The sequence below is a fragment of the Nocardiopsis sp. LOL_012 genome (assembly GCF_048060475.1).
Classification (GTDB): domain Bacteria; phylum Actinomycetota; class Actinomycetes; order Streptosporangiales; family Streptosporangiaceae; genus Nocardiopsis.
In genome coordinates this window covers 1-24,450 of record NZ_JBHMIV010000050.1, presented here as the reverse complement: position 1 = coordinate 24,450, position 24,450 = coordinate 1, and the positions used below count along the sequence as shown (strand labels likewise).

At 72.2% G+C, this 24,450-nt stretch carries 24 protein-coding genes and 1 pseudogene; 11 read left to right on the top strand and 14 right to left on the bottom strand.

From position 1 onward, the window contains the following. Positions 1-542 (bottom strand): annotated as a pseudogene (locus ACFHWE_RS22405) (hypothetical protein); the annotation flags it as partial. Positions 543-791: 249 nt separating this feature from the next. Here ACFHWE_RS22405 and cofD point away from each other — a divergent pair. The 3 genes from cofD (at position 792) to ACFHWE_RS22390 (ending at position 4,523) form a co-directional block, all read left to right on the top strand. Next, positions 792-1,772: a 2-phospho-L-lactate transferase gene (cofD, locus tag ACFHWE_RS22400; RefSeq protein ID WP_416603845.1), complete on the top strand. Its 981-nt coding sequence runs from the start codon at positions 792-794 to the stop codon at positions 1,770-1,772. Next, complete coding sequence (locus ACFHWE_RS22395) at positions 1,769-3,064, top strand: coenzyme F420-0:L-glutamate ligase (RefSeq protein WP_416603844.1); 1,296 nt, start codon at positions 1,769-1,771, stop codon at positions 3,062-3,064. Before cofD ends, ACFHWE_RS22395 begins: the two co-directional genes overlap by 4 nt. 193 nt (positions 3,065-3,257) lie before the next feature. Next, positions 3,258-4,523 (top strand): glycosyl hydrolase family 18 protein, encoded by a 1,266-nt coding sequence (locus ACFHWE_RS22390; protein ID WP_416603843.1) that lies wholly within the window; start codon positions 3,258-3,260, stop codon positions 4,521-4,523. Between the two features lie 160 nt (positions 4,524-4,683). Here the strand turns inward: ACFHWE_RS22390 and ACFHWE_RS22385 are convergent, their stop codons facing one another. The 3 genes from ACFHWE_RS22385 to ACFHWE_RS22375 are packed head-to-tail and all read right to left on the bottom strand — an operon-like array spanning position 4,684 to position 7,994. Then, positions 4,684-5,067 carry a hypothetical protein gene (locus tag ACFHWE_RS22385; protein WP_416603842.1) on the bottom strand — a complete coding sequence of 128 codons (384 nt, stop codon included), beginning with the start codon at positions 5,065-5,067 and terminating at the stop codon, positions 4,684-4,686. After that, positions 5,064-5,318, bottom strand: coding sequence for a hypothetical protein (locus ACFHWE_RS22380; RefSeq protein ID WP_416603841.1), 255 nt, complete (start codon positions 5,316-5,318; stop codon positions 5,064-5,066). The genes ACFHWE_RS22385 and ACFHWE_RS22380 overlap by 4 nt, the downstream gene beginning before the upstream one ends. 42 nt (positions 5,319-5,360) lie before the next feature. Next, complete coding sequence (locus ACFHWE_RS22375; protein ID WP_416603840.1) at positions 5,361-7,994, bottom strand: bifunctional FO biosynthesis protein CofGH; 2,634 nt, start codon at positions 7,992-7,994, stop codon at positions 5,361-5,363. 124 nt (positions 7,995-8,118) lie between these two features. Between ACFHWE_RS22375 and ACFHWE_RS22370 the strand changes: the two genes are divergently transcribed. Then, on the top strand, positions 8,119-9,060 hold the full coding sequence (locus tag ACFHWE_RS22370; RefSeq protein ID WP_416603839.1) for a lysylphosphatidylglycerol synthase domain-containing protein: 942 nt from the start codon (positions 8,119-8,121) through the stop codon (positions 9,058-9,060). Between the two features lie 92 nt (positions 9,061-9,152). Here the strand turns inward: ACFHWE_RS22370 and ACFHWE_RS22365 are convergent, their stop codons facing one another. The 4 genes from ACFHWE_RS22365 to ACFHWE_RS22350 all read right to left on the bottom strand — a co-directional run bounded on the left by ACFHWE_RS22365 (position 9,153) and on the right by ACFHWE_RS22350 (position 13,863). Next, on the bottom strand, positions 9,153-10,259 hold the full coding sequence (locus ACFHWE_RS22365; protein WP_416603838.1) for a glycosyltransferase family 4 protein: 1,107 nt from the start codon (positions 10,257-10,259) through the stop codon (positions 9,153-9,155). Further along, entirely contained in the window at positions 10,256-11,188 is a 933-nt protein-coding gene (locus ACFHWE_RS22360) for a glycosyltransferase family 2 protein (protein WP_416603837.1), read from the bottom strand. Before ACFHWE_RS22360 ends, ACFHWE_RS22365 begins: the two co-directional genes overlap by 4 nt. Before the next feature lie 37 nt (positions 11,189-11,225). Continuing rightward, positions 11,226-13,256, bottom strand: a complete 2,031-nt coding sequence (locus ACFHWE_RS22355) for a hypothetical protein (RefSeq protein WP_416603836.1) — start codon at positions 13,254-13,256, stop codon at positions 11,226-11,228. 64 nt (positions 13,257-13,320) lie between these two features. Further along, positions 13,321-13,863, bottom strand: a complete 543-nt coding sequence (locus ACFHWE_RS22350; protein WP_416603835.1) for an AAA family ATPase — start codon at positions 13,861-13,863, stop codon at positions 13,321-13,323. A 20-nt stretch (positions 13,864-13,883) separates the two neighbouring features. On the opposite strand from ACFHWE_RS22350, the gene ACFHWE_RS22345 reads away from it, so the two are divergent. Then, positions 13,884-14,693, top strand: coding sequence for a TIGR03089 family protein (locus ACFHWE_RS22345; protein WP_416603834.1), 810 nt, complete (start codon positions 13,884-13,886; stop codon positions 14,691-14,693). Positions 14,694-14,697: 4 nt separating this feature from the next. Here ACFHWE_RS22345 and ACFHWE_RS22340 read toward each other — a convergent pair whose 3' ends face one another. Together ACFHWE_RS22340 and ACFHWE_RS22335 are read right to left on the bottom strand one after the other, a co-directional pair. Next, a complete protein-coding gene (locus ACFHWE_RS22340; protein WP_416603833.1) occupies positions 14,698-15,918 on the bottom strand; it encodes an amidohydrolase in 1,221 nt (406 codons plus the stop codon). Between the two features lie 69 nt (positions 15,919-15,987). Continuing rightward, a complete protein-coding gene (locus ACFHWE_RS22335) occupies positions 15,988-16,800 on the bottom strand; it encodes a helix-turn-helix domain-containing protein (RefSeq protein ID WP_416603832.1) in 813 nt (270 codons plus the stop codon). Between the two features lie 295 nt (positions 16,801-17,095). On the opposite strand from ACFHWE_RS22335, the gene ACFHWE_RS22330 reads away from it, so the two are divergent. Beyond that, the gene (locus ACFHWE_RS22330) at positions 17,096-17,788 is read left to right on the top strand and encodes a peptidylprolyl isomerase (RefSeq protein ID WP_416603831.1); all 693 of its coding nucleotides are present in this window, start codon (positions 17,096-17,098) and stop codon (positions 17,786-17,788) included. Positions 17,789-17,806: 18 nt separating this feature from the next. Here ACFHWE_RS22330 and ACFHWE_RS22325 read toward each other — a convergent pair whose 3' ends face one another. Next, complete coding sequence (locus tag ACFHWE_RS22325) at positions 17,807-18,979, bottom strand: cysteine desulfurase family protein (RefSeq protein ID WP_416603830.1); 1,173 nt, start codon at positions 18,977-18,979, stop codon at positions 17,807-17,809. Between the two features lie 68 nt (positions 18,980-19,047). On the opposite strand from ACFHWE_RS22325, the gene aroA reads away from it, so the two are divergent. Genes aroA through ACFHWE_RS22310 form a run of 3 tightly spaced genes read left to right on the top strand, consistent with a single transcriptional unit; the run spans position 19,048 to position 21,729 of the window. Then, positions 19,048-20,358, top strand: coding sequence for a 3-phosphoshikimate 1-carboxyvinyltransferase (gene aroA, locus ACFHWE_RS22320; protein WP_416603829.1), 1,311 nt, complete (start codon positions 19,048-19,050; stop codon positions 20,356-20,358). Further along, on the top strand, positions 20,355-21,368 hold the full coding sequence (rsgA, locus tag ACFHWE_RS22315; RefSeq protein ID WP_416603828.1) for a ribosome small subunit-dependent GTPase A: 1,014 nt from the start codon (positions 20,355-20,357) through the stop codon (positions 21,366-21,368). Before aroA ends, rsgA begins: the two co-directional genes overlap by 4 nt. Positions 21,369-21,420: 52 nt before the next feature. Then, positions 21,421-21,729 (top strand): VOC family protein, encoded by a 309-nt coding sequence (locus tag ACFHWE_RS22310; RefSeq protein ID WP_416603827.1) that lies wholly within the window; start codon positions 21,421-21,423, stop codon positions 21,727-21,729. Positions 21,730-21,838: 109 nt separating this feature from the next. Here the strand turns inward: ACFHWE_RS22310 and ACFHWE_RS22305 are convergent, their stop codons facing one another. Continuing rightward, complete coding sequence (locus ACFHWE_RS22305; protein ID WP_416603826.1) at positions 21,839-22,408, bottom strand: ATP-binding protein; 570 nt, start codon at positions 22,406-22,408, stop codon at positions 21,839-21,841. A gap of 225 nt (positions 22,409-22,633) precedes the next feature. Here ACFHWE_RS22305 and ACFHWE_RS22300 point away from each other — a divergent pair, with 225 nt between their 5' ends. Together ACFHWE_RS22300 and ACFHWE_RS22295 are read left to right on the top strand one after the other, a co-directional pair. Beyond that, positions 22,634-23,500 (top strand): helix-turn-helix domain-containing protein, encoded by an 867-nt coding sequence (locus tag ACFHWE_RS22300; protein WP_416603825.1) that lies wholly within the window; start codon positions 22,634-22,636, stop codon positions 23,498-23,500. Next, complete coding sequence (locus ACFHWE_RS22295) at positions 23,487-23,741, top strand: DUF397 domain-containing protein (RefSeq protein WP_416603824.1); 255 nt, start codon at positions 23,487-23,489, stop codon at positions 23,739-23,741. Before ACFHWE_RS22300 ends, ACFHWE_RS22295 begins: the two co-directional genes overlap by 14 nt. 74 nt (positions 23,742-23,815) lie before the next feature. Here the strand turns inward: ACFHWE_RS22295 and ACFHWE_RS22290 are convergent, their stop codons facing one another. Further along, complete coding sequence (locus tag ACFHWE_RS22290) at positions 23,816-24,043, bottom strand: hypothetical protein (protein ID WP_416603823.1); 228 nt, start codon at positions 24,041-24,043, stop codon at positions 23,816-23,818. 3 nt (positions 24,044-24,046) lie between these two features. Next, the coding region (locus ACFHWE_RS22285) for a hypothetical protein (RefSeq protein ID WP_416603822.1) at positions 24,047-24,450 on the bottom strand (404 nt) is incomplete at its 5' end.

Sequence of the window (24,450 nt, the reverse complement as noted above, 5' to 3'; positions counted from 1 at the left end):
CCGTAGACCTGCTGCTGGTAGGCCTGCTGAGGGTCGTAGGCATAGGCCTGCTGCTGGCCGGTCGCCTGCGGGAAGCCCTGGTTGTACTGGGGCTGCGCGGGCGCCTGCGGCACCAGCGCCGGGTCCTTGAAGACCTTGAGCAGCCCGAACCCGACCACGCCCAGCACGGCACCGCTCGCCAGGGTCGAGAAGAGGTTCGCGAAACCGTACGCGGGGTTATAGACGCCGATGAACCCGGTGATCAGGTGGATCGCGGCGAAGACGAGGCCGATGCCCGCCATGACCATGGCGGTGATCACCACGGGCCGGACCGCGGACCGGGTGCGCTCACTGCTCAGCGCCAGCGCGACCGCGCCCGCGATCAGGGCCGTCGTCCACAGGCCGAAGAAGTGGCCGCTCGCGCTGGCCACCCCGCCGGAGAAGCTGCCGTCGCTCATCCCGACGATCAGGCGGATCAGCCCCGCGAGTTGGGAAGCGCCCGCGGCACCGAGCAGAACCCAGACCCCCAGCGGGCGCAGGCGTTCGAGTGTTTCGTTGTTCAAGAGAGGTTCCCCTCCGCTGCTTCCTCGCCGTCGCGTCGGGGGAAGCTTGGCATATGGTCAGGCTGTCTGGTGCATCGGTTGCGCCCCGGACGAACAGGGAGGTGTCGGACGGCGGCCCACTGGTGGGACGGTGGTCACGGCCCTGGAGTTCTCAGACTCTCAGACGCGGATCCGGTCACGTGGTACCGGGACCGCCCATCAGCGGGGCACACGACGCATACATGCCCCCAGCCTGCCAGACTTGGACGCATGCGGATAGTCGTACCGGCCGGAGGTATCGGCGGAGCACGCTTCCTGCGCGGCCTCAGGGCCGCCCTCGGAACCGGCGCCCCGACCACCGGAGAGCACAGCACTGAGAGCACCGTCACCGTCATCGGCAACACCGGCGACGACATCACCCTGTTCGGACTCAGGATCTGCCCGGACCTGGACACGGTGATGTACACCCTGGGCGGGGGCATCGACGAGGAACGGGGCTGGGGCAGAGCCGACGAGTCCTTCACCGTCAAGGAGGAACTCGCCGCCTACGGGATGCGGCCCACCTGGTTCGGTCTGGGCGACCGGGACACCGCCACCCATATCGTTCGAGCGCAGATGCTCGCCGCAGGATATCCCCTCTCCGCCGTCACCGAAGCGCTGTGTGACCGCTGGAAGCCGGGCGTGCGCCTGATCCCCATGACCGACGACCAGGTCGAGACGCACGTGGTGGTCGACGAGGGCGAGGGTCCCCGCGCCATCCACTTCCAGGAGTGGTGGATCCGGCACCGGGCCGCCCTGCCCGCGCGGCAGATCGTCTCCGTGGGCGCGGAGTCGTCCACCCCCGCCCCCGGCGTGCTCAAGGCCATCGCCGAAGCGGACGCCGTGATCCTGCCGCCGTCCAACCCGGTGGTCAGCGTCGGCTCCGTCCTGGGCGTGCCCGGTATCCGCGACGCCATGGCCGCCAAGACCGTGGTGGGCGTCTCCCCGATCATCGGCGGCGCGCCCGTGCGCGGCATGGCCGACGCCTGCCTGGCCGCCATCGGCGTGGAGACCGACGCGGGCGCCGTCGCCGAGCACCTGGGGGCGGACCTGCTGGACGGGTGGCTGGTCGACGAGGCCGACGCGGGGACGGAGGCCGCGGGGATCGAGGTGCGCTCGCGCCCGCTGTACATGAGCGACCCCGCCGCGACCGAGGCGCTCGCCCGCGCCGCGGTGGACCTGGCCGTCGAACTGTCGGAGGCCGAGGGATGACCCCGCCGGTCGGGATCCGCGGGCTGGCCGGGATCCCCGAGGTGCGCCCCGGCGACGACCTGGCCGCCCTGATCGCCAACGCCGCCGACGCCTCCGGCACCCCCTTGGCCGACGGCGACGTACTGGTCGTCACCTCCAAGGTCGTCAGCAAGGCCGAGGGGCGCGACCGCCGGATGGACCGCGAGGAGGCGGTCGACGCCGAGGCCGTCCGGACGGTGGCGCGGGCGGGCCGGACCAGGATCGTTCAGGACCGCCGCGGCATGGTGATGGCGGCGGCCGGGGTGGACGCCTCCAACGTCGAACCCGGGACGGTGCTCCTGCTGCCGGAGGACCCCGACGCCTCGGCCCGCTCCCTGAGGGCGGCGCTGCGGGCACGGCTGGGGGTGAACGTGGCCGTGCTGGTCTCCGACACCTTCGGCCGCCCCTGGCGGGTGGGTCAGACCGACATCGCGCTCGGCCTGGCCGGGCTGCCGCCCCTCCAGGACCTGCGTGGCACCCCCGACAGCCACGGTACGCCCATGGTGGCGACCGTGAACGCGCTGGCCGACGAGGTGGCGGGCGCGGGCGAGCTGGTCAAGGGCAAGACCGACGGCGTCCCGGTGGCGGTGGTCAGCGGTCTGGGCCGCCTGGTCACCGCCGAGGACGGCCCCGGCGCGGCCGCCCTGGTGCGCTCCGCCGACGACGACCTGTTCCGGTACGGCTCGCGCGACGTGGTCCCGGCCCGGCGCACGGTGCGTTCCTTCACCGACGAACCGGTGGACCCGGGCGCCGTCCGGCGGGCGGTGGGCACCGCGGTGACGGCGCCCGCGCCCCACCACACCACGCCGTGGCGGTACGTACTGGTGGAGTCGGCCCGCACGCGCGAGAGGCTGCTGGAGGCCATGCTCCAGGCGTGGGTGGCCGACCTGCGCGGCGACGGCTTCTCCGAGGAGCGGATCGCGCGGAGGACCAGGCGCGGCGACGTGTTGCGCGGCGCCCCGTACCTGGTGGTGCCGTTCCTGGTGGCCGACGGAGCGCACCCCTACCCCGACGCGCGCCGCGCCGGCGCCGAGCGGTCGATGTTCCTGGTGGCGATGGGTGCCGGGGTGCAGAGCCTGCTGGTGGGCCTGGCCATGGAGGGCCTGGGTTCGGCGTGGATCTCCTCGACCATGTTCTGCCCGGACGTGGTGCGCGAGGTGCTGGAGGTCCCGGAGGACTGGGAGCCGATGGGTGCGGTGGCCGTGGGCCACGCGGCGGAGCCGCCCCGGGACCGGCCGCCCCGGGACCCGGAGGACTTCGTCGCGGTGCGCTGACCCCGCGCTCTCCACACGAACGGCCGACGCGCCCCAGCGCGTCGGCCGTTCGTGTGGAACCAGGTACCCGACAGAACAGCAAACTTTCTTTACTGTTTCCGTTGACTCGGGGCGCCTTAAATTTTAAGGTTTCTTAACTATTAGGGGCCTCACTGCCACCCCTCCCCCGATCGACGTCAAAGGAGCACCCCCCATGCTCGGCCTCGTCCGCAAGAGAAACCGCCCCGGGACAGGGGCTTCCCGCGCCAGGACCGCCCTGGCCGCCGGAGCCGCCGCCCTCGCCACCGCCCTGCTGACGGCCGCCGCGCCGTTCGCCCTGGCCGCCGAGGAGCGCAGCGAACAGTGGCTCACCGGCTACTGGCACAACTTCGACAACGGGTCGACCGTCCTGACGCTCGCCGACATCCCCTCGGAGTACAACCTCGTCGCCGTCGCCTTCGCCGACAACCACCCCACACTCGACGGCGGCATCACGTTCGACCTCGCCGTCGGCGAACTGGACGGCTACACCGAGGACCGCTTCCGCGCCGACATCGCCGCGATCCAGGCCGAGGGTCGCAAGGTGGTCCTCTCCGTGGGCGGCGAACTCGGGCACGTGAGCGTCGCCAACGCCGCCCAGGCCCGGAACTTCGCCGACACCGCCCACGCGCTCATGCTGGAGTACGGGTTCGACGGGATCGACATCGACCTCGAACACGGCATCAACGCCCAGTACATGGAAGCGGCCCTGCGCGACCTCAGCGCCGACGCCGGACCGGACCTGATCATCACGATGGCGCCGCAGACCATCGACTTCCAGTACGAGACCGCGCCGTACTACGAACTGGCGTCCAACATCGGCGACATCCTCACCATCGTCAACATGCAGTACTACAACTCCGGCACCATGCTGGGGTGCGACGACCAGGTCTACGCCCAGGGCACGCCCGACTTCGTCGCCGCACTGGCCTGCATCCAGCTGGAGATGGGCCTGTCCCCGAGCCAGGTCGGCCTGGGGCTGCCCGCCGTGCCCTCGGCCGCGGGCGGCGGGTACATGCCGCCGAGCGAGATCGTCGCCGCCCTCGACTGCCTGGAGGCGGGCACCAACTGTGGGAGCTTCTCCCCCGACACCCCCTACGGCCCGATCGGCGGTGTCATGACGTGGTCGGTGAACTGGGACGCGACCAACGGCTACGCGTTCGCGGACACCGTCTCCGCCCGCTTGGGCTCCGGTCCGGGTGAGCCGACCGACCCGCCCACGGACGAGCCCACCGGCGAACCGACCGGGGAACCGACGGAGGAGCCCACCGGCCCGCCCGCCGACTGCGCCCTCCCGGCCTGGTCGCCGGCCGCCGTCTACACCGGCGGCGACACCGTCTCCCACGAGGGCGCGGAGTACCGCGCCAAGTGGTGGACGCGGGGCGAGGAGCCCGGCACCACCGGCCGGTGGGGCGTCTGGGAGACCCTCGGATCCTGCTGACCCGGGGCGGGACCGCGAGCAGGGTCCCGCCTCATCCCGGCGGCCCGCCGTGCTTCCCCGACTCGCGCGACGGCCCGCCCGCACCCGGCGCCTCCGGACGCGGCCCTCCTCCGCGACCGGAGGCGCCGCCGTGCCCGGGACCGCGGGCGGCCCGCTCGGATCAGATACACACGATCGTGAGGGCGGGGTCGATCTTGCCGATGGCGTCGGGGTCGGAGGTGAGGACCGGTGCACGGAACTTGGCCCCAAGAAGCGCGACGTGACCGTCCACCACATCGCTGGCTCCGGCCCTGCCCAGGAGGGCACCCGCCTGCCTGGCCGTCTCCTTGTTCAGGGGGTCGATCAGGGTGGTGCGCCCCTTGATCAGACGGGAGATGGCGTGTTGGCGCGTGTCGTCTCGCCACGCCTGGGCCAGCACACCGGCCGGGACGATGATCCTGCGGTGCTCTCTGACCACACGCTGGACCAGTCTCCACATCCTGGCCTGCCGACGTTCGAGCGCGATCAGTGCTCCCGTGTCGAAGACGACGACGTCCGCATTCATGCAGCGGACTCTACGGAGCGCCTCGCCCCGCTGAGCACGCTTTCGACCCACTCCTCGTCCTCAGCGGTCGTTCCACCCGATTCCTCCAGAATCTCAGTGGCCAACTGTTCCGCATCCGCCCAATCAGGGGCCGTCTCCGCGAGTTCGGTGAAGTACGCGGAGACGGAACCGGCCTGGCCGGAATCGACGGCGCGCTGGGCCTTGGCCACGATCTCCTCCGGGACGCTGATGGTGACGCGCTTGTTCGTCATACTCCGCTCATACCCTCCTGTCCGGGGCAACGGCGCACCGGCTCACACCAGCGGCAGGGCGCGGCGGCGGACGCTGTCGGCGACACCGCCGCTGGCCTCGGCCGCCCGGCGCCGCTCCTCGGGGACCGGCCCGTAGAGCGTGGTGCGCTGGCGCAGCGGACGCCCCGTCGGTTCCACGAGGGCGCGGATGTCGCCGATCGTCTTGTAGGACCCCTGCCCCGACCCCGCCATGCGGCTGATCGTCTCCTCCATCAGGGTGCCGCCCACGTCGTTGACGCCCCCGCGCAACAGGTCCCGGCAGGTGTCCTCGGCGAGCTTGACCCACGAGCACTGGACGTTGTCGATCGCCCCGTGCAGCAGCAGCCGGGCCAGCGCGTGCACCGCCCGGTTCTCCCGCACCGTGGGCCCCGTCCGCGCCAGCCCCGCCAGGTACAGCGGCGCGTTGGTGTGCACGAACGGCAGCGGCACGAACTCCGTGAACCCGGGCCGGCCGTTGCGCTCCACCGACCGCTCCTGGAGCGAGCGCAGCAGCCTGATGTGGGCCACCCAGTGGCGGGGCGCGTCCACGTGGCCGTACATCATCGTGGACGTGGTGGGGATCCCCAGGTCGTGCGCGGCCGTGATCACCTCCACCCACGCGTCGGCGGGCAGCTTCCCCTTGGTGAGGATCCAGCGGACCTCGTCGTCGAGGATCTCCGCGGCCGTCCCCGGGAGCGAGCCGAGCCCCGCCTCGCGCGCCCGCACCAGCCACTCCCGCACCGGCAGGCCGCTGCGGGAGGCCCCGTTGACCACCTCCATCGGGCTGAAGGCGTGGACGTGCATCTCCGGGACCCGCTCGCGCACGGCCGCGGCCAGGTCGAAGTAGGCGTCGCCGGGCAGGTCCGGGTGGATGCCGCCCTGCATGCACACCTCGGTGGCCCCGGCCCCCCACGCCTCCTCGGCGCGGTCGGCGACCTGCTCCAGGGAGAGCGTGTAGGCGTCGGCGTCCGTGCGGCGCTGGGCGAAGGCGCAGAACCGGCAGCCGGTGTAGCAGACATTGGTGAAGTTGATGTTCCTGGTCACCACGTAGGTGACCTCGTCGCCGACCGTGTCGCGGCGCACCCGGTCGGCCAGGCCGGCCAGCGCCTCCAGTTCGGGGCCGTCTGCGTGCAGCAGGGCGAGCGCCTCACCGTCGGAGATCCCGGCCGGGTCGGCCTCGGCGCTGCGCAGCGCGGCGGCGATGTCGGGGTCGAACCTGCGGGGGACGGCGCCCTCGCGGTCCACTCCGTCCGCCAGCGTGTCCCAGTCCCCGTACACCGAGTCGAAGTCGCCGCGGCGGTCGCCGGTGCGCCCCCGCACGTCGATCCCGGTGTGCAGGTCGGTGCGGCCCGAGGCGACCAGCACGGCCTCCGGCTCCTGCCAGGGGCGGCCCGCCACGGGCGCGCCCTCGGCTGCCAGCCCGGTCTCCGGGTCGGCGAGCGCGGCCACGTGCCCGGCGATCCGCGGGTCCAGCCACGGCTCGCCCGCGCGCACGTACTCCGGGTAGACGGTGAGCCGCTCCCTGAGATCGAACCCGGACGCGGCGGTGCGCGCGGCGAGGTCGTCGATCTGCGGCCAGGGCCGCTCCGGGTTGACGTGGTCGGGGGTGAGCGGGGAGACCCCGCCCCAGTCGTCGATGCCCGCGCGGAGCATGAGCGCGTACTCGTCCACGCCCCCGTGCTCGGCGCCGATGAGGTTGGGCGGTGCCTGGACGTGCGCCCTCGGCCCCATGACCAGCCGGGTGACGGCCACGGCGGCGGCCATCTCCTCGCGTTCGGCGTCGGGGCGGTGCATCATCGCCGTGCCGGGCTTGGCGCGGAAGTTCTGGACGATGACCTCCTGGACGCCGCCGTGGCGCCGGGCGGCGGCGCGGATCGCGAAGACCGTCTCGGCGCGCTCGCGGTGGTTCTCGCCGATCCCCAGCAGCATTCCGGTGGTGAACGGCACGCTGGAGCGGCCCGCGTCCTCCAGCACGCGCAGCCGCACGGCCGGGTCCTTGTCCGGGCTGCCGTAGTGGGCCTGCCCCGGTTCGGTGAACAGGCGGGTGGAGGTGGTCTCCAACATCATGCCCATCGACGGCGCGACGGGTTTGAGCCGCTGGAGGTCGGACCAGGTGAGCACGCCCGGGTTGAGGTGCGGCAGCAAGCCGGTCTCCTCCAGGACCAGGACCGCCATGGCGCGCACGTAGGAGAGGGTGTCGTCGTAGCCGTGGGCGTGCAGCCACTCGGCGGCGGCCGCCCACCGGTCCTCGGGGCGGTCGCCGAGCGTGAACAGGGCCTCCTTGCAGCCCAGGGCGGCCCCCTGCCGGGCGGTCTCCAGGACCTCGTCGGGCGAGAGGAAGGGCGACTCCAGGCGGCCGGGGACCGTCGCGAACGTGCAGTAGTGGCACCGGTCCCGGCACAGCCGGGTCAGCGGCACGAAGACCTTGCGGCTGTAGGTGACGGTGCCCGGCCGTCCGGCAGCCTCCAGCCCGGCGTCGCGGACGCGCCCCGCGTGGTCGAGGAGGGTGTCCAGGTCCTCGCCGCGGGCGTGGAGGAGGACCTCGGCCTCGTCGGGGTCGAGGGTCTTGCCATCGCGTGCGCGGGCCAGGGCGCGGCGCATCGCGGAGGGGGCGGGGACGGTCGGTGACGGGCGGGGGCCTTGCTTCGCACCACTCATGGGCGAACCCTACGACGCGGCCGCCGCGCTGTCCCGGGCATCGCGACAGGTGTCGGGTTCCCGGACGCGGCGAGCCGGGCCCGGTCTGGGATCATCGGGTGACACCGGCAAGAGGAGGGGACGGGTGCTGAGCCGACTGCGCCGCAGCCCGTGGGTGCGGCTGGGGCTGTTCCTGCTGTTCCTGGCCTGTGCGGGCCTGGCCGTGCACGCGCACTGGGAGCAGACGCGGGAGGCGGTCGCCGATCTGCCCCTGTGGACACTGCCGGTGTCGGTGGCCGCCGGTATGGCCGGCCTGGTCTGCCAGATGCTGGCCTGGCGCACGCTGCTGGCCGGGCTGGGTTCGCCGCTGCCGCGCGGCGCGGCGGCGCGGGTGATGTTCGTCGGCCAGCTCGGCAAGTACCTGCCCGGTTCGGTGTGGGCGTTCCTCGCCCAGGTGGAGCTCGCGCGGGACTGGAACGTGCCCCGGGTGCGCGGGGCGACCGCGACCGTGCTCGCCGTGGCGGTGACGGTGGCCGTCGGCCTGTGTGTGGCCGCGGTCGCCCTGCCGCTGGCGTCGGCGGAGGCGGCCCGCCGGTGGTGGTGGGCGCTGGCCCTGGCACCGGTGGCGCTGGGCGTGCTGCACCCGCGCGTGGCGGGGTGGGGCCTCCGGTTGGCCGCGCGCCCCTTCGCCCGCTTCCGCGAGGTGGCCGGGGCGGGTCCGCTCGACCTGCCGGGGCGCTCGATGGCGGCGGCCGTCGCCTGGACCGTGGCTGCCTGGCTGCTGCTGGGCACGCACGTGTGGGTGCTGGTGCGGGCGGTGGGCGGTGACGCCCTGCCCTCGCTCGGTCCGGCGGTCGGCGCCTACGCGCTGGCCTGGACACTGGGGCTGTTGGTGGTGTTCGCGCCCGCCGGCCTGGGGGTGCGGGAGGCGGTGCTGGTGGTGGCGCTCGCCCCGGTCGTGGACACGGGTGCGGCCCTGGTGGTGGCGGCGGCCTCCCGGCTGGTGATGACCGTGGCCGACCTGGCGTGGGCGGGGCTGTCGGTCCTGCTGTCCAGGGCGGGGCGGCCCGCGCCAGACGCCGCCTGACCGGGGGCCGAGGTTCGTTCTGGGGCGAACCTCGGCGCGAAGGTTCGTCGTAGGGCGAACCTCGACGGCACGGCACCCCGTACCCTGCCGCATCAGGCGCCCAGCAGCGTGTCCGCGTAGTCCTTCCAGTACGGCCCGGCGTCCACCGGGCGGACCCCGGCGCGCAGCCGCTCGGGCTCGCCCGGGGCGTAGAACGCCGCCAGGGCACGCGCGAGGCCGTCGGCGTCGCCGGGCGCGCACAGCAGACCGTCGACGCCCTCGCGCACGTGGTCGGCGAGGGTGCCCGCGCGGGTGGCGATGACCGGCACGCCGTGTTCGTGGGCCAGCCACACGTTCTGGCTGGCGGTGGCGGTGCGGTAGGGCAGGACGGCGGCGTCGGCTCCGGCGAAGAGCGCGGGCAGGTCACCTGCGGGCACGTAGCCCTCGCGCAGGTCCACCCGGTCGGCGATCCCCAGTTCCCCGGCAAGGGCGGCGAGCTCCTCCGTTCCGCCCCAGAACTCCCCGGCCACGGTGAGCGCCACGTCGTCGGGGGCGCCGTCGGCCAGGGCCCGCAGCAGCAGGTCGACACCCTTGTAGGGGCGCACGATGCCCAGGAACAGCAGGCGGCGCCGCTCGCCGGGGACGGCGGGCAGGGGGCCGCCGGTCTCGGGCAGGTGCGGGGGCATGTGCGCGACCACCGGGCGGGGGCGGCCCGGTCCGCGCAGCCCCTCGGCCAGGCGGGCCTGTTCGGCGGAGTGGGCGACCACGCCGTCCGCGCGCCGCAGCAGCGCCCGCATCAGCGACACGTCCACGGCCCGGCGCTCGTGCGGCAGCACGTTGTGGCACAGCGCCACCACGCGGGTGCCGCCACGCGCGGACCGCACCCCGGCGAGCAGGCCCAGGTAGGCGGGGACCTGCACGGGTGAGAACACGGTGAGCACCACGGTGTCGGCCTCGGCGGCCAGGCGGCGCCCGCTACGCCACCACCCGTCCGGCCGGTACCAGGCCAGGCGGTGGCGGGTGTCGGGGTAGGGCTCGCCCTCGGGGGCGTCGATGGTCTGCCGTCCGGGGTACAGCGCGGCGGGGTACTGCGCCCTCCACGACTCGATCACCGTGTCGTGGCCCAGGCCGCGCAGCCGGTGCGCCAGTTCCGTGGTGTGGCGCGCCCCGCCGCCCTTGTAGGGGTGGGCGGGCCCCACCAGGGCGACGCGGCGGCTCACGCGCCGTCCCTGGAGCGGACGATGAGGTCGGCCAGGAGGGCGATGGCGGCGATGATCAGCCCGGTCATGAGGATCATGACGGTGTTGTTGGGCACGTAGAAGGGCTGGTTGACCTGGTCGTAGACGAACTTGGCCGCGCCGGTGCCCAGCAGCACGAGGGCGGGCGGCATGAGGACCTTGAGCGGGTTGAAGTACATCACCATGCGCAGCACCTGGAGGATGTACCGGTAGGCGTCCTTGAGGAAGTGGAACTTGGACTTGCCCGCCCGCTTGGCGTAGGCGATGGGCACGTACCGGACGGGGTGCTGGTTGGACAGGAACGCCAGGGTGATGGTGGTGACACAGGAGAACCCGGGGGGCAGCAGCCGCAGGTAGGGGCGGGCGACGTCGCGGCGGAACACGCGCAGCCCGGAGTTGAGGTCGGGGATGCGGGTGCCGGTGAGGCGTTCGGCGATCTTGCGGATGACCCACTTGGCGGGGACGCGCAGCGCCTTGTGCGACCCCATCTCCTGGGTGCGCGCCCCCACGATCTGGTCGGTCTCGGGGTCCTCATCGAGCATCCGCACGAGTTCGGGGATGCGCTCGTTGGGGTAGCTCATGTCGGCGTCGGTCCACACCACGAACTCGCCGCGCGCCCGCTGGCTGCCGATGCGGCGGACCGTGCCGGAGCCGCCGTTGTGGCCGAAGGCGATGATGCGCATGCGCGGGTAGACGGCCTCGGCGTCGCGCAGGCGGGCCAGGGTGTCGTCGGTGGAGGCGTCGTCCACGGCGAGCAGTTCGTAGCCGTACCCGGAGTCGTCCATCGCCGCGCAGATCCGTTTGACCTCGTCCACGACGTGCTCCTGCTCGTTGTAGCAGGGGAGCACGATGGTGACCCTCGGGGGTGGCCCGCCGGCCGACGGGGCCGCGCTGTCCTCGGCTGTGTCCATGTGTCCGTCCCGGGTGTGGCCGCACGCGGTGTGCGGGTCAGGCTGGTATGACCGCCACCCACACGCTCCCGGTGAAGGTCCAGGAACCCGTGGGGGGCTTCATGAGGGTACTGGGGTCCATGTCGGCGATCACGTGGAAGGGGCGCACCGGTTCGGCCGCGTCCCCCGCCAGGTCCTGGATCAGGGTCCAGTCCGAGGCGGCGAGCACGGCGTCGCGTCCCCGGCCGTTGATCTCGGCGACGACCCGCTCCACGTCCGGGGGCGTGGGATCGTCCATGGACGCGGTGGGCAGGCCGCACACGTTCCGGAACAGCGGCAGATAGTTGCCCGCCATCCCCGAATCGACCACCACGACCGATCCGTTGTCCGGAAGGTGCGCACACAGACTACGTGTGGCCTCGACCGTTCCGATGTCCTGACGGTAGCCCATGATCCCGTTGGCCGAGGTCACGGTGGTGGGGACGAGCATCGCCGCCGCGGCGGTCGCGGCGGCCACCGCCGGGAGCGACCGCTGGAGGGGGCCGGCCCCCTCCACGGCGGTGTCGCAGTAGCGGGTGAGGCGGGCCGCGAACCAGACGGCGAAGAGGATGAAGGCGGGGATGACCAGCGCGATGAGCCGCCGGCTGGCCCAGGGGTGGTCGGGGGTGATGGCGGGGCGCAGCAGGGTGGTGCCCACGGTCCACACCAGCAGCATGACGGGCAGCACCCACTCGGGGGCGCGGCGCTGCACGATACGGCGCACGACCATCGCCAGCCCGAACGAGGCGAACAGGACGGTGCCCAGTCCGACGTACCAGCCCACCCAGTAGAGGGTGTGGTCGTAGTAGGTGCGGCTGCCCTCCACCGGCAGGCCCTCGTAGCGCTGGACGGCGGCGACCCACTGGTCGGTGAAGTCGCTGCCGTGGCCGTAGTCGGGCCAGAACACGGGGCGGAGCGCGAACCCGATCATGGCGACCAGGACGAGCACGGCCATGAGGTCGGGCAGCCACCGGACGCGGTGCACGCGGGGCACGCCGTGGCGCCACAGGGCGGCGGTGGCCACGACGGTGAGGGCGACGACGCCGCCGGAGATCATCAGCAGGGGGTCGAGGGAGTCGGACAGGTAGTCCAGGTAGGGCTCGGACAGCCCGAAGCCCGCGTACAGCCCCATCCCGGTGCCCACGGCCAGGCCGCCCAACAGCGGCAGGGCCTGCCCCCTGCGGGCGAGCAGCAGCAGGCCGACGAAGCCCACCACCGGCAGCAGGTCGCGCAGGACGTCGATGCGCACCACCAGGCCGAGGCCGAGCGCCAGCCCCGCGGCGGCGGCCAGGGTGTGCCGGGACGACCAGCGGTCGGTGAGGGCGGTGCGCCTGGACAGCGCGTCGTAGGCCAGAACCAGTCCGCCCAGCAGCAGGATCTGGGTGGCGGGCTCGCTGTAGGTGAAGCGGCTCACCCACTGCTGGGGCAGGCACACCGCAAGGACCAGCGCGGCCAGGGGCGCCCAGCGGGCGCCGACCAGGCGCGCGGTCAGCCCGGCGAAGGTGAGTACGCCCAGCGCGCCCAGGACCGGGGTGGCCAGGAGCATGCCGTCGAGCCCGCCCAGCCAGTGGCCGACCGCGGTCAGCAGGGGCGCCCCGGCCAGGAACTGCGGCCAGATGACGTCGCCGCGCTGGTACTGGGCCAGGCTCTGGTAGCTGAGGGAGGGGTCGTCCCCGGCGATGAGGTCGCGCTGGAGCGGGATGGGCAGGGACCCGTTCTCGGCGATCCACACCGTGTACATGGCGTAGGAGGCGGGGTCGCGCCGGATGACGAGCGCCTCGGCGTGGTAGGCGATCTGCACGGCGGCGAAGGCGACCGTGATCAGCAGGACCAGGGCGACCGGCCACCAGGGGACATCCTCCAGGTCCGGGACGAGCCTGGGGACGAGGGCGCACGCGGCCACCACCGCGGGCACTCCGACGATCGCCGCGGCCAGCGGCGTGAACACGCCGAGGGCCAGGAGGGGGAAGGCCACCAGGAGCCACGCGCCGACGGCGACGGCGGGGAGCGCGGTGACACGGGCGAGGAGCCGTCCGGCGGGCATGCGCATGCGCCCACTCTTCCAGTTTCGGTGAGCCGACGCACACCGGCCGGTCAGGTGTGCCGTGCCCGGCTCACGGACGCCCGACGACCTCCGCGACGGCGTCGGCGCGCTCGCGTGGATCACCGGCGGGGAGGGCGACACAGTCGTAGCCCAGCTCCCGGTAGACCTCGGTGTGGACCCGTTCGAAACGCAGTGCCTCGTCGAGGCTCACGCGCCGGGCCTCCGTCCGCGTGACGAACCCCAGGTTCTCCACGAACAGGACCCGCCGCTCGTACACCTCCTCGTCCCGGATCCTGCGGAGTTCACCGCGCAGTTCCGGGGGGACGGGGTGTCCCAGGTAGCGGGCGAGCGCGTAGGTACACACCGGGGAGCGGTCATGGATCTGCACCGACACGCCGGGGGCGACGGCGCGGGCCAGGCGTCGCCTCTGGAGCGCGCACACCTCGCCGGGGAACGACGCGTCGGCCCACGGCTCGGGCCTGCCTTGGGCCCGCGCGAGCGCGATGACGTCGGTGGCGGCCTCCTCCACCACCGCGTAGCCGTCCAGCTCCAGCTGGCGGAGGAGGACGGTCTTGCCGGAGCCCGGAGCCCCGGTCAGGATGAAACGCTTCATGGCTCTCCTAGAGTGGCCCCATGTCCGAAACTCCCGCACGGCTGTGGCGCGACCTGGTCGCCGCGAGCCCCGCACAACCGTTCGTGACCTCCTACGACGCCTCGGGCAACCGGGTGGAGCTCTCCCCCGCGACCCTGGACAACTGGGTGTCCAAGACCGCCAACATGCTGGTGGACGGGTTCGGGACGCAGCCCGGTGACCGGGTGGCGATCGCGCTGCCCCTGCACTGGCAGTCCCTGGTGTGGCTGCTGTCGTGCTGGTCGGTGGGGGCCGTGGCGGTGCCGGTGGAGGGCGAGGCCCTCCCCGGCGGCGCGCAGACCGCGGTCGCCGACGCCGCGCGCCTGGAGGCGGCGCTCGACAGCGGCGCCGAGGAGGTGGTGGGGACCTCGCTGCACCCGCTCGGGCTGCCGCTCAAGGAGGTACCGCCCCTGGCACTGGACTACACCACGGAGGTGCGCGCGCACGGCGACCACTTCGCACCCTACGCGCTGGACGCCGAGGCGGCGGCGCTGGAGGGGCCGGGGCGCTCCTGGACCGGCACCGAGCTCGTGGCGGCGGGCCGCGAACGCGCGAAGGCCTGGGGGCTGACCGGCCGGGAGCGGGTCGGTGTGGTGGCCGCTCCGGGCACACCGCTGTCGGTCCTGGGCGGGGGCGCGGCGCTGCTGATGGCGGCGGTCGCGGCGGCCTCCCCCCTGGTCCTGGCGGAGGGAGGCCCCGGCGAGGTGTCCGACCTGGGCAAGTGGCTGGAGATGGAGCGGGCCACGGCCGTACTGGACACCTCCGGCAGCGGCGTGGCGGCCGTGGCCGAGGGGTTGCGCGAACTCGCCTAGCCCGTCAGGAGCGGTCCTCGCGGTAGTAGGGGTCCAGGGCCCGGCCCTCGCGCCGCTCCTCGTCGTAGGTGTAGACCTCGCGTCCGCCGACGAACACGCGCAGGGCGCGGCTCATCACGTCGAGGGGGTCACCCGACCACACCACCACGTCGGCGTCCATGCCGGGGCGCAGCGCGCCCACCCGGTCGGCGATCCCCATGATCTCGGCGGGGTTGAGGGTGATGGCGCGGATCGCCGCACCGGGGTCCATCCCCTCCTTGACGCACAGGGTGGCCTGGTGCACGAGGAACTCCACGGGCACGACCGGGTGGTCGGTGGTGAGGGCGACCTTCACGCCCGCGCGGTCGAGGATGCCGGGGTTGGCCAGGGTCTTGTTCCTCACCTCGACCTTGGAGCGGCCGATCATGAGCGGCCCGGTGATCACGGGGATGCCGCGGGCGGCGATCTCGTCGGCGAGCAGGTGGCCCTCGGTGCAGTGGTTGATGACCAGGCGGTAGCCGAACTCGTCGGCCAGGCGCATCGCGGTGTGCATGTCGTCGGCGCGGTGGACGTGCTGGCACCAGGGGAGTTCGCCGTCCAGGACCCGGACCAGGACCTCCAGGGTGGTGTCGCGGTCGAAGGGCTCGCCCTGGGCGGCGGCGTGGTCGCGCTTGGCCCTGTAGTCCTGTGCCTTGGTGAAGGCGTCGCGGATGACGGCGGCCACGCCCTGGCGGGTGGAGGGCAGCCGGTCCTTGTTCCCGTAGACCCGTTTGGGGTTCTCCCCCAGTGCGCTCTTGACACTGGCGGGCTGCTTGAGGAGGCGGTCGTCGACGCTGCGGCCCCAGCACTTGATCGCGACGGTCTGGCCGCCGATCGGGTTGCCCGAGCCGGGTTTGACGACGGAGGTGGTGACGCCGCCGGAGAGTGCGTCGGTGAAGCCCTGGTCGGCGGGGTTGATGGCGTCCAGGGCGCGCATGCGGGCGCCGTTGGGGTCGGTCATCTCGTTGGTGTCGTCACCGGCCCAGCCGATGCCCTCCTCGTCGATGCCGATGTGGCCGTGCGCCTCGACGAAGCCGGGCAGCACCCACGCCCCGGAGGCGTCGACGACCTCGGCCCCCTGGGGGACGGCGATGTCGCCATCGCGGCCCACGGCGGTGATCCTGCCGCCGGAGACGAGGACGGTGCCGCCGTCGATGGGGTCGCCGTCGACGGGGACGACGTATCCGGATGTGATCGCGATGTCCATGGCGCGCAACCTAGCCCATCGGGACGGCCCTCCCAAGGCCCTCGGCGGGTGGCCCGGTCACAGGGCGTGTCACGCCCCGGGGCGACCCGCCGTCAGCAGGCGCGAGTCCGGGGTGAGTTCGACGGCGGCGTCCTCGATGGCCTCGCGGATCATGGCGCAGCGCCCGACCTGTTCGGGATCGGCGGTGAGGTCGCCGTCGCGGGCGGCGAAGGCGTAGACCATGCTGGGCCGGTCCTCGAACTCCATGAGCCGAAACGCCCCGCCCAGGCCCGGGTGGTGCGGGGTCTCCTCGGGGATGACGGCCATCGTGACGATGCCCGCCTCGATGAGGTCGGCGAGGAAGCCGCGCTGGTCGGCGCTGACGGTGGCGCCGCCCTGGGGCCGGGTCAGGACGGGTTCGTTGACGACGACCCGCAGTTCGGGTCCTTCGGGGCCGATCATCGCGGCCCGGTGCAGCATCTCCTCGTCCACCAGGGACTCGACCTGTTCGGTGTCCAGGCCGGGATGGGCGGGTCCCAGGATCGCGCGGGAGTACTCGCGGGTGCGCAGGAAGGTGGGGACGGCCATGGGCTGGTGCTCCCACAGCCGGGCGGCGTGCAGGCCGATCTCCCGCAGGTCGCCGAACTCGTTGGGGAACGCCTCGGCCTGGAGGGTGATCGCCCACGCGTCCAGGAGTTGGCGGTCGGTGCCCAGCGCGGTGTCCACGCGCTCGACGAGCGTGCGCGCGGGACGGCAGTAGGCGTACTCCACCTGGCGGAGCTTGTCGTCGGTGACACCGACGGTCCTGGCCAGCTCGGCACGTGAGAGCCCCTTGTCGGAGCGGGCGCGCAGCAGCCGCGCGCCGAAGGGGAGCCACATCGCAGACGGCAGCACCGTGTCCACGCCCGTTTCCTCTCCCTCGCCGTTCGGGGCGGGTCCCTCGGATACACGCCCCCATCCGAAACGACCTTCTCCCGACCGAGGGTGACGGGTCAAGCGCCCTGGCGGCTCCGGCGATCCGCGATAAGTCCACACAAGGCATGACTAATCATCCCAGGTTGCGGGCCCCTTGGCCCCTCTCCCCTGCCCGAGGGCGGCCACACCCGCCGTGACCGGCCCCGACACCCCGGCGAGGGGCATCCGGCAGGCGGCAGTAATCTGTGCGGATCACCCCGTATCCCAGCCGAAGGTACCCGCCATGCACCGCTTCGCCCTCTCCGCAGCCGCCCTCCTCGCCACCACCGCCCTCCTGGGCAGCACCGCGTGCACCGGGGACACCGGGGACACCGAGCCCACTGGAGAGGACGAGACGCAGAACACGGGCTCCGACGGCTCCGGCGGTTCCGGCGAACAGGAGGGCGGCCCCGCCGACATCGACGTCTCCGACGTGACCGGTGCCACACTGCACACCAGCGAGGGCGACATCGAGGTCGTGCTGTTCCCCGAGGCCGCGCCGCTGACCGTCGCCAACTTCGTCGGCCTGGCCGAGGGCGAGGGCGTGCCCAACCCCGAGACCGGAGACGCCGCCTTCTACGACGGCACCGTCTTCCACCGCGTCATCGACGGCTTCATGATCCAGGGCGGCGACCCCGAGGGCACAGGCCGGGGCGGCCCCGGGTACCGGTTCGAGGACGAGGTGGGGTCCGACTACGACTTCGCCGAGCCGGGCGTGCTCGCGATGGCCAACTCCGGCCCCGACACCAACGGCTCGCAGTTCTTCATCACGGTGGGGACGACCGAGCACCTCAACGGGATGCACACGATCTTCGGCCAGGTGGCCGACGAGGAGTCCTACGCCGTCGTGGAGGCCATCTCCCAGGTACCGACCGGCGCCCAGGACCGGCCCGTGGACGACGTGGTGCTGGAGTCGGTCACCGTCGAGCGCGGTTAGCCGGGCAGCGCAGCGGATTCAGCGGCGGCGCTTGGCCCGGGCGGCGCGGGCCCGCTCCACGGCGGGACCGATCCGCTCGGCCAGCGCCGCCACGTCCTCCCGCGTGGAGGTGCGGCCCAGGGACAGCCGCAGGCTGCTCAGCGCGGTGTCGGCGTCGGCGCCCATGGCCAGCAGCACGTGGCTGGGCTGGGCCACCCCCGCCGAACAGGCCGACCCGGTGGAGCAGGAGATGCCGTGGGCGTCCAGCAGCATGAGCAGCGCGTCCCCCTCGCACCCGGGGAAGGACAGGTGGGAGATCCCCGGCAGCCGCCGCTCGGCGTCGCCGTTGACGATGGCGTCCGGCACGGCCGCGCGCACCCGCTCCTCCAGTTCCTCGCGCAGCGCCGACAGGTGCTTGGCGTGCTCCTCGCGCTCGGCCACGGCCAGCTCGACGGCCGTGGCCAGGCCGCGCAGCAGCGGCGTGGCCAGGGTGCCCGAGCGGATGTCGCGCTCCTGGCCGCCGCCGTGCAGCACCGGGACGGGGGCCAGCCCCCGCGCCAGGACCAGGGCGCCCACGCCGACCGGGCCGCCGATCTTGTGCCCGCTCAGCGCCAGCGAGCCCACCCCGGCGGCGGCGAAGTCCACGGGTTCGACACCCACCGCCTGGACGGCGTCGGTGTGGAAGGGGATGCCGTACTCGGCGGCCACGGCCGCGAGTTCGGCGATCGGCTGGACGGTGCCGACCTCGTTGTTGGCCCACATGACGCACACCAGCGCCACCGACGCCGGGTCGCGCTCCACGGCCGCGCGCAGGGTGTCCGGGCCCACGCGCCCGGCGGCGTCCACCGGCAGCGCCTCGAACTCGGCGCCCTGGTGGTCGGCCATCCACTGCGCCGGGTCCAGGGCCGCGTGGTGCTCCACGGCGCTGACGAGGATTCTGCGCCGCGCGGGGTCCTCGTGGTTGCGCGACCAGTACAGGCCCTTGATCGCGATGTTGTCGGCCTCGGTACCGCCCCCGGTGAAGACCACCTCGTGGGGCGTGCAGCCCAGCGCCCGGGCGATCCGCTCACGCGCCTCCTCCACGGTGCGGCGCGCGGCCCGGCCGTGCCCGTGCAGGGAGGAGGGGTTGCCGAGGACGCCGAACCCGTCCGTGACGTCGGCGATGACCTCGGGGCGGACCTCGGTCGTGGCTGCGTGATCCAGATACACCATGGCCGTCCCAGGGTACCGCCGCACGCTTCGCGCTCCGCCGGGGACCGGCCGCTCGGTAACCTTGGACCATGCCTGACTCCGCGTCCCCACAGCCCGACCCGCACGAGACCGCCGCCCCCGGCCCGCACTGGGCCGCGCCCACCGCCGACCGCCCGGTGCGCGCCCGCGTGTCCCTGCCCGGTTCCAAGTCCATGACCAACCGGGCGCTCGTGCTGGCCGCGCTGTCGGAGACGCCGTGCCTGGTGCGGCGCCCCCTCGTCAGCCGCGACAGCGAGCTGATGGCCGGCGCCCTGCGCGCCCTGGGCACGCGCGTCACCGCCTCCGGCGAGGACCTGGCCGTCACCCCCGCGCCGCTGCGCGGCCCCGTCTCCATCGACGTCGGCAACGCGGGCACCGTGATGCGGTTCGTGCCGCCGCTGGCCGCCCTCGCCTCCGGCGAGGTCCACTTCGACGGCGACCCGCGCGCCCGGGAGCGGCCCGTGGACGCGCTGCTGGACGCCCTGCGCGCCCTGGGCGCCGACATCGACGACGGCGGGCGCGGTGCCCTGCCCGCCACCGTCCACGGCACCGGTGCCGTGCGCGGCGGCGAGGTCACGCTGGACGCCTCCGGCTCCTCCCAGTTCGTCTCCGCGCTGCTGCTCAGCGGCGCCCGCTTCACCGAGGGCGTGCACGTGCGCCACCAGGGCCCGCCGGTGCCCTCCCAGCCGCACCTGGACATGACCGTCCAGATGCTGCGGGACGCGGGCGTGGCCGTCACCACCGGGGAGAACTCCTGGCGGGTGGAGCCCGGCCCGGTCAAGGCCGCCGAGATCACCGTCGAACCCGACCTGTCCAACGCCGCGCCGTTCCTGGCCGCCGCCCTGGTCGGCGGCGGCGAGGTGACCGTCGAGGGCTGGCCCGAGCACACCACCCAGCCCGGCGACGCGCTGCGCTCACTGTTCACCCGCATGGGCGGCGAGGTCTCCCGCTCCGGCGACGGCCTCACCCTGCGCGGCACCGGGAAGGTGCACGGCATCACCGCCGATCTGCGCGACGTGGGCGAACTCACCCCCACCATCGCCGCCGTCGCCGCCCTGGCCGACTCCCCCTCCCGCCTCACCGGCATCGCCCACCTGCGCCGCCACGAGACCGACCGCATCGCGGCGCTGGCCGCCGAGATCAACCGCCTGGGCGGCGACGCCGAGGAGCTGCCCGACGGCCTGCTCATCCGGCCGCGCCCGCTGCACGGCGGCGTGTTCCACTCCTACGACGACCACCGGATGGCCACCTCCGGCGCGGTCATCGGCCTGGCGGTGCCCGGAGTGGAGGTGGAGAACATCGCCACCACGCGCAAGACCCTGCCCGACTTCCCGGGCCTGTGGTCGGAGGTCCTGTCATGAGCCGCACGCGGGGCGGCGGGCGCCACCTGGACGAGGACGACATCCGCGTGCGCGCTCGGGGCGGTTCGCGCCCCCGCACCCGCACGCGGCCCAAGCACGAGAACGCCGTCGAGGGGCTGGTCACCGCCGTGGACCGGGGCCGGTACCGGTGCCTGGTGGACGGCGTGCCGGTGGTGGCGATGAAGGCCCGCGAGCTGGGCCGCGGTTCGATCGTGGTGGGCGACCGCGTGGACGTGGTCGGCGACCTGTCCGGCAGGCCCGACACCCTGGCGCGGGTGGTGCGGGTGCGGGAGCGCGCCTCGGTGCTGCGCCGCACCGCCGACGACACCGACCCCGTGGAGCGGGTGATCGTCGCCAACGCCGACCAGATGGCGATCGTGTGCGCGCTGGCCGACCCCGCGCCGCAGCCCCGGTTCGTGGACCGCTGCCTGGTGGCCGCCTACGACGCGGGGCTGGACCCGCTGCTGTGCCTGACCAAGGCCGACCTGGCCGACCCCGGTGAGCTGGTCCGGGTGTACGAGCCGCTGGGGGTGCCCTACGAGGTGCTGCGCCCCGACGCCGACCTGGACGGGATGGCGGCCCGGCTGACCGGCCGCACCAGCGTGTTCGTGGGCTCCTCCGGGGTGGGCAAGTCCACCCTGGTGAACCGGCTGGTGCCGGGGACCGACCGGGCCGTGGGCCACGTGAACGCCGTGACCGGGCGGGGCCGGCACACCTCCACGTCGGCCCTGGCGCTGGCGTTCGGGGGCGGCTGGCTGATCGACACCCCGGGCGTGCGCAGCTTCGGGCTGGCCCACATCGACCCGGAGGACATCGTGGCGGGCTTCGCCGACATCGGCGAGGTGGCGCTGGACTGCCCGCCGGAGTGCTCCCACCAGGAGGGCACGGAGGACTGCGCGGTGGCCGCCGCCCTGGCGAAGGGCCGCCTGGACCCGGACCGGGTGGCGTCGCTGCGCCGCCTGCTCGCCAGCCGCGAGGGCACCGCCGACGAGCCCGTGGACGCCGAGTAGAAGGCGGCGCGACACCGTCCCGCACCACCCGCGACCCCCTTGGGAGCCGACCATGACGACGAGCGCGCGCGTCACCCTGCTGGTCCTGTACAGCGAGCGCATGGAGGAGTGCCGGGCCTTCTACACCGCCCTGGGCCTGGACTTCGCCGAGGAGCGGCACGGCAAGGGGCCGCGGCACTACGCGGCGGTGCTGGGCGACGGTTCGGTGCTGGAGATCTATCCGGCCACCGGCACGCGCCGTACCGGCGCCCTGCGGCTCGGCCTGGCGGTGGACGCCGCCGCGGCCCGCCCGCCCCTGGAGCCGGGCCGCCGCGTGCTCACCGACCCCGACGGCCGCAAGGTGGACGTGGAAGCGGTGTGAGGGCGCGGGGTGGGCCGTGCGGTCCAGGCGGGGTGCGCCGTGCCGTCGAGGTTCGCCCTACGACGAACTTTCGCGCCGAGGTTCGCCCTGGGGCGAACCTCGAACTCGGTCAGGCGTCGGCGGGGGCGTTCCAGCGGCTTCCGGTGGGGTCGTAGGCGAGGTAGAACCAGACGCGGCGGAAGTCGGCCGGGCCGTTGTCGCCCCAGTCGGTGGACAGGGCGTCGACCAGGGCCAGTCCGCGCCCGGACCCGGGTTCGGGGTTCGGGCTGTCGGCCGAGGCCTTCAGGTGGGAGTCGCGCCGGTGGAGGCCGCCACGGTCGTCGCAGGTCAGGTGCAGGCCGGTGCGGTGGCGGTGGGCCAGGAGGGTGTAGCTGCCGCCGGGCCGGCCGGAGAGGCTGTGGTCGAGGGCGTTGTTGGCCGGCTCGCTGCCGAGCAGGGTGAACAGGTAGCGGTAGTCGCGGTCGCGCTCGGCGGCGCAGGTGTCGAGGAAGGCCCGCACCAGCGGCATCACGGCGGGGGTTCCGGCGAAGGTGTAGCGGCGCATGCGGTAGTTGGGGCGCTCGGGGCGGCTGGAGAAGTAGTGGCGGCAGGCGGGCTGGATGAAGCTGGACAGCGGCACGGTGGCCTCCCCCAGGACCGGCACCGGAGGTGGGGTGGAGGTCGGGGCGGTTGCAGGCACGGCGGACACACTCCTTGCGCGTAGCGGCGTGAACAGGGGTTGCGTGGTGCCCGTTGGAGGAGTCTCACGGTTGCCGTGATGCGCGGAACGGGCGAGGCGTAGCCTGACCGACATGAACCGTCCGTGATCTGTCGGTCACTGGCTACATACCCATAGTGCTCTGCGATATACAACTTGTCAACGTCATTTCTCGATATACAAGAAAATCCTGAGTAGGCTTCCCTCATGAACCCTCCGATCAGCCCCACCGTGCGTCGCCGGAGGCTCGCCCGAGAGCTCCGCCGCCTGCGAGAAGACCGTGGACTCAAGCTCTCTGTAGCCGCCAAGGAGGCTTCCGTCCCCCAGTCCACACTGAGCAACATCGAATCCGCCGAGGCCCGACGCATCAAGGCGCGCGACATCGATGCCCTCGCGGATCTGTATGAAGCATCAGACGAGGTCAGGACAGGTCTCCACGAACTCTCTCGGGAGTCCAAGGAGCGCGGTTGGTGGTCCAGCTACAAGGACGTGTTCGGCGGCAACGCACTGCCGGACTTCGAGGTCGAAGCTTCGATGATGCGCATGTATCAGTGCCAGGTCATCCCCGGTCTGCTTCAGACACCGGAGTATGCCGAGTCGATCTTCCGGGGAGCTGGGACCCTCTCCGACAAGGAGGTGCAGCGCAACGTCGATGCACGCATGCAACGACAGCACGTGTTGACCAGGCACCGCCCCCTGCACCTGTGGGCAGTGATCGATGAGGCTGCCCTGCACCGGTTGGCAGGCAACTCTGAGGTCATGCGCGATCAGCTACAACACCTGATCAACATGGCGATGCATCACAACGTGGACGTCCAGGTCCTCCCCTTCAGCGCTGGGATGCACGCAGCCCTGTCAGGATCATTCGTCATGCTGGACTTCCCCAGCCAGCTCGACCCCAGCGTCGTCTACACAGAAACGTCAACAGATATCCTTTTTGTCCAGGAGAGCGAATCTGTGCAACGTTATGTAGCAGACTTCTCACACCTGAACGCAGCCGCTCTCCGGACCTCAGAGAGCATCCGATTCCTACAGCAGAGCCTGGAGTCCCACGAACAGCATGTCCACACATGAAGAACTGAACTTCTTCAAGTCCAGCTACAGCGGCAACCGCGCCGAGTGCGTCGAAGTGGCCCACATCCCCACCGGCTTCCGGAAGAGCAGCTACAGCGCTGACACGGGAGGGAACTGTGTCGAGGTAGCCGGTCTCCCCTGCGGTGCAGCGGTCCGCGACTCCAAGCACCCCGACGCCGGACAGCTCCCCTTCCCCGCCGCCGAATGGGCCACTTTCCTCTTCAGCACTCTCCTCCACTAACCATACCCCAAACACAAGCGAGATTGGTTCTGGCACAGGCGCCACACACCCAACACCTGCCGCGTAAGTCAATTTCAATGAAAATCCAACTCAAGCATGCTAGCGCGAAAGGGAGTGCGCATATCATCAAGAATGACTACCTCGAACGAATCACCCTCCCGGGGAAAATTTCCATGACTTTCACTAAATGAGATCTTTAGGTTATCAATAAATCCGACTTCACCTCCGACCGTCACCACATCAATGCCCCATGGGCGCACACCAGAGACGAAAACTTCAACCCTCTGGCCGACAGAAACCATGGCTCAACTCGCTCCAGGAATCCAGAATCTGCCTCGAGTAAGTTCATTGAACCTACTGATTCTATCAACAGGTATCTCAAATTCGATGCGCGGAGAACCTTTCGGACCTTGCCAATCATAACGAAATGCCCGATCGGAAAATTCGCGCAGAAAACGCTCATCCATATCATACCTGATCATTCCATTTGCAAACCCTCGGCGCCCCAAGTATTCAGACGCCACACTTTGCTCACCAAAATAGACCATACGATTTCCACCTTGATGATTCGCGACGTTAGGACCATTGTCCAATTCAAAATCTTTCGCAGAATCCTTGGGGGTTCTATAAATTGATACGCCATCACCACAGTTGTGGTTGAGGAGGTCGAGGTCCCCCGCCTCCACATGGTAGGTGTGCAGCCCCGCGA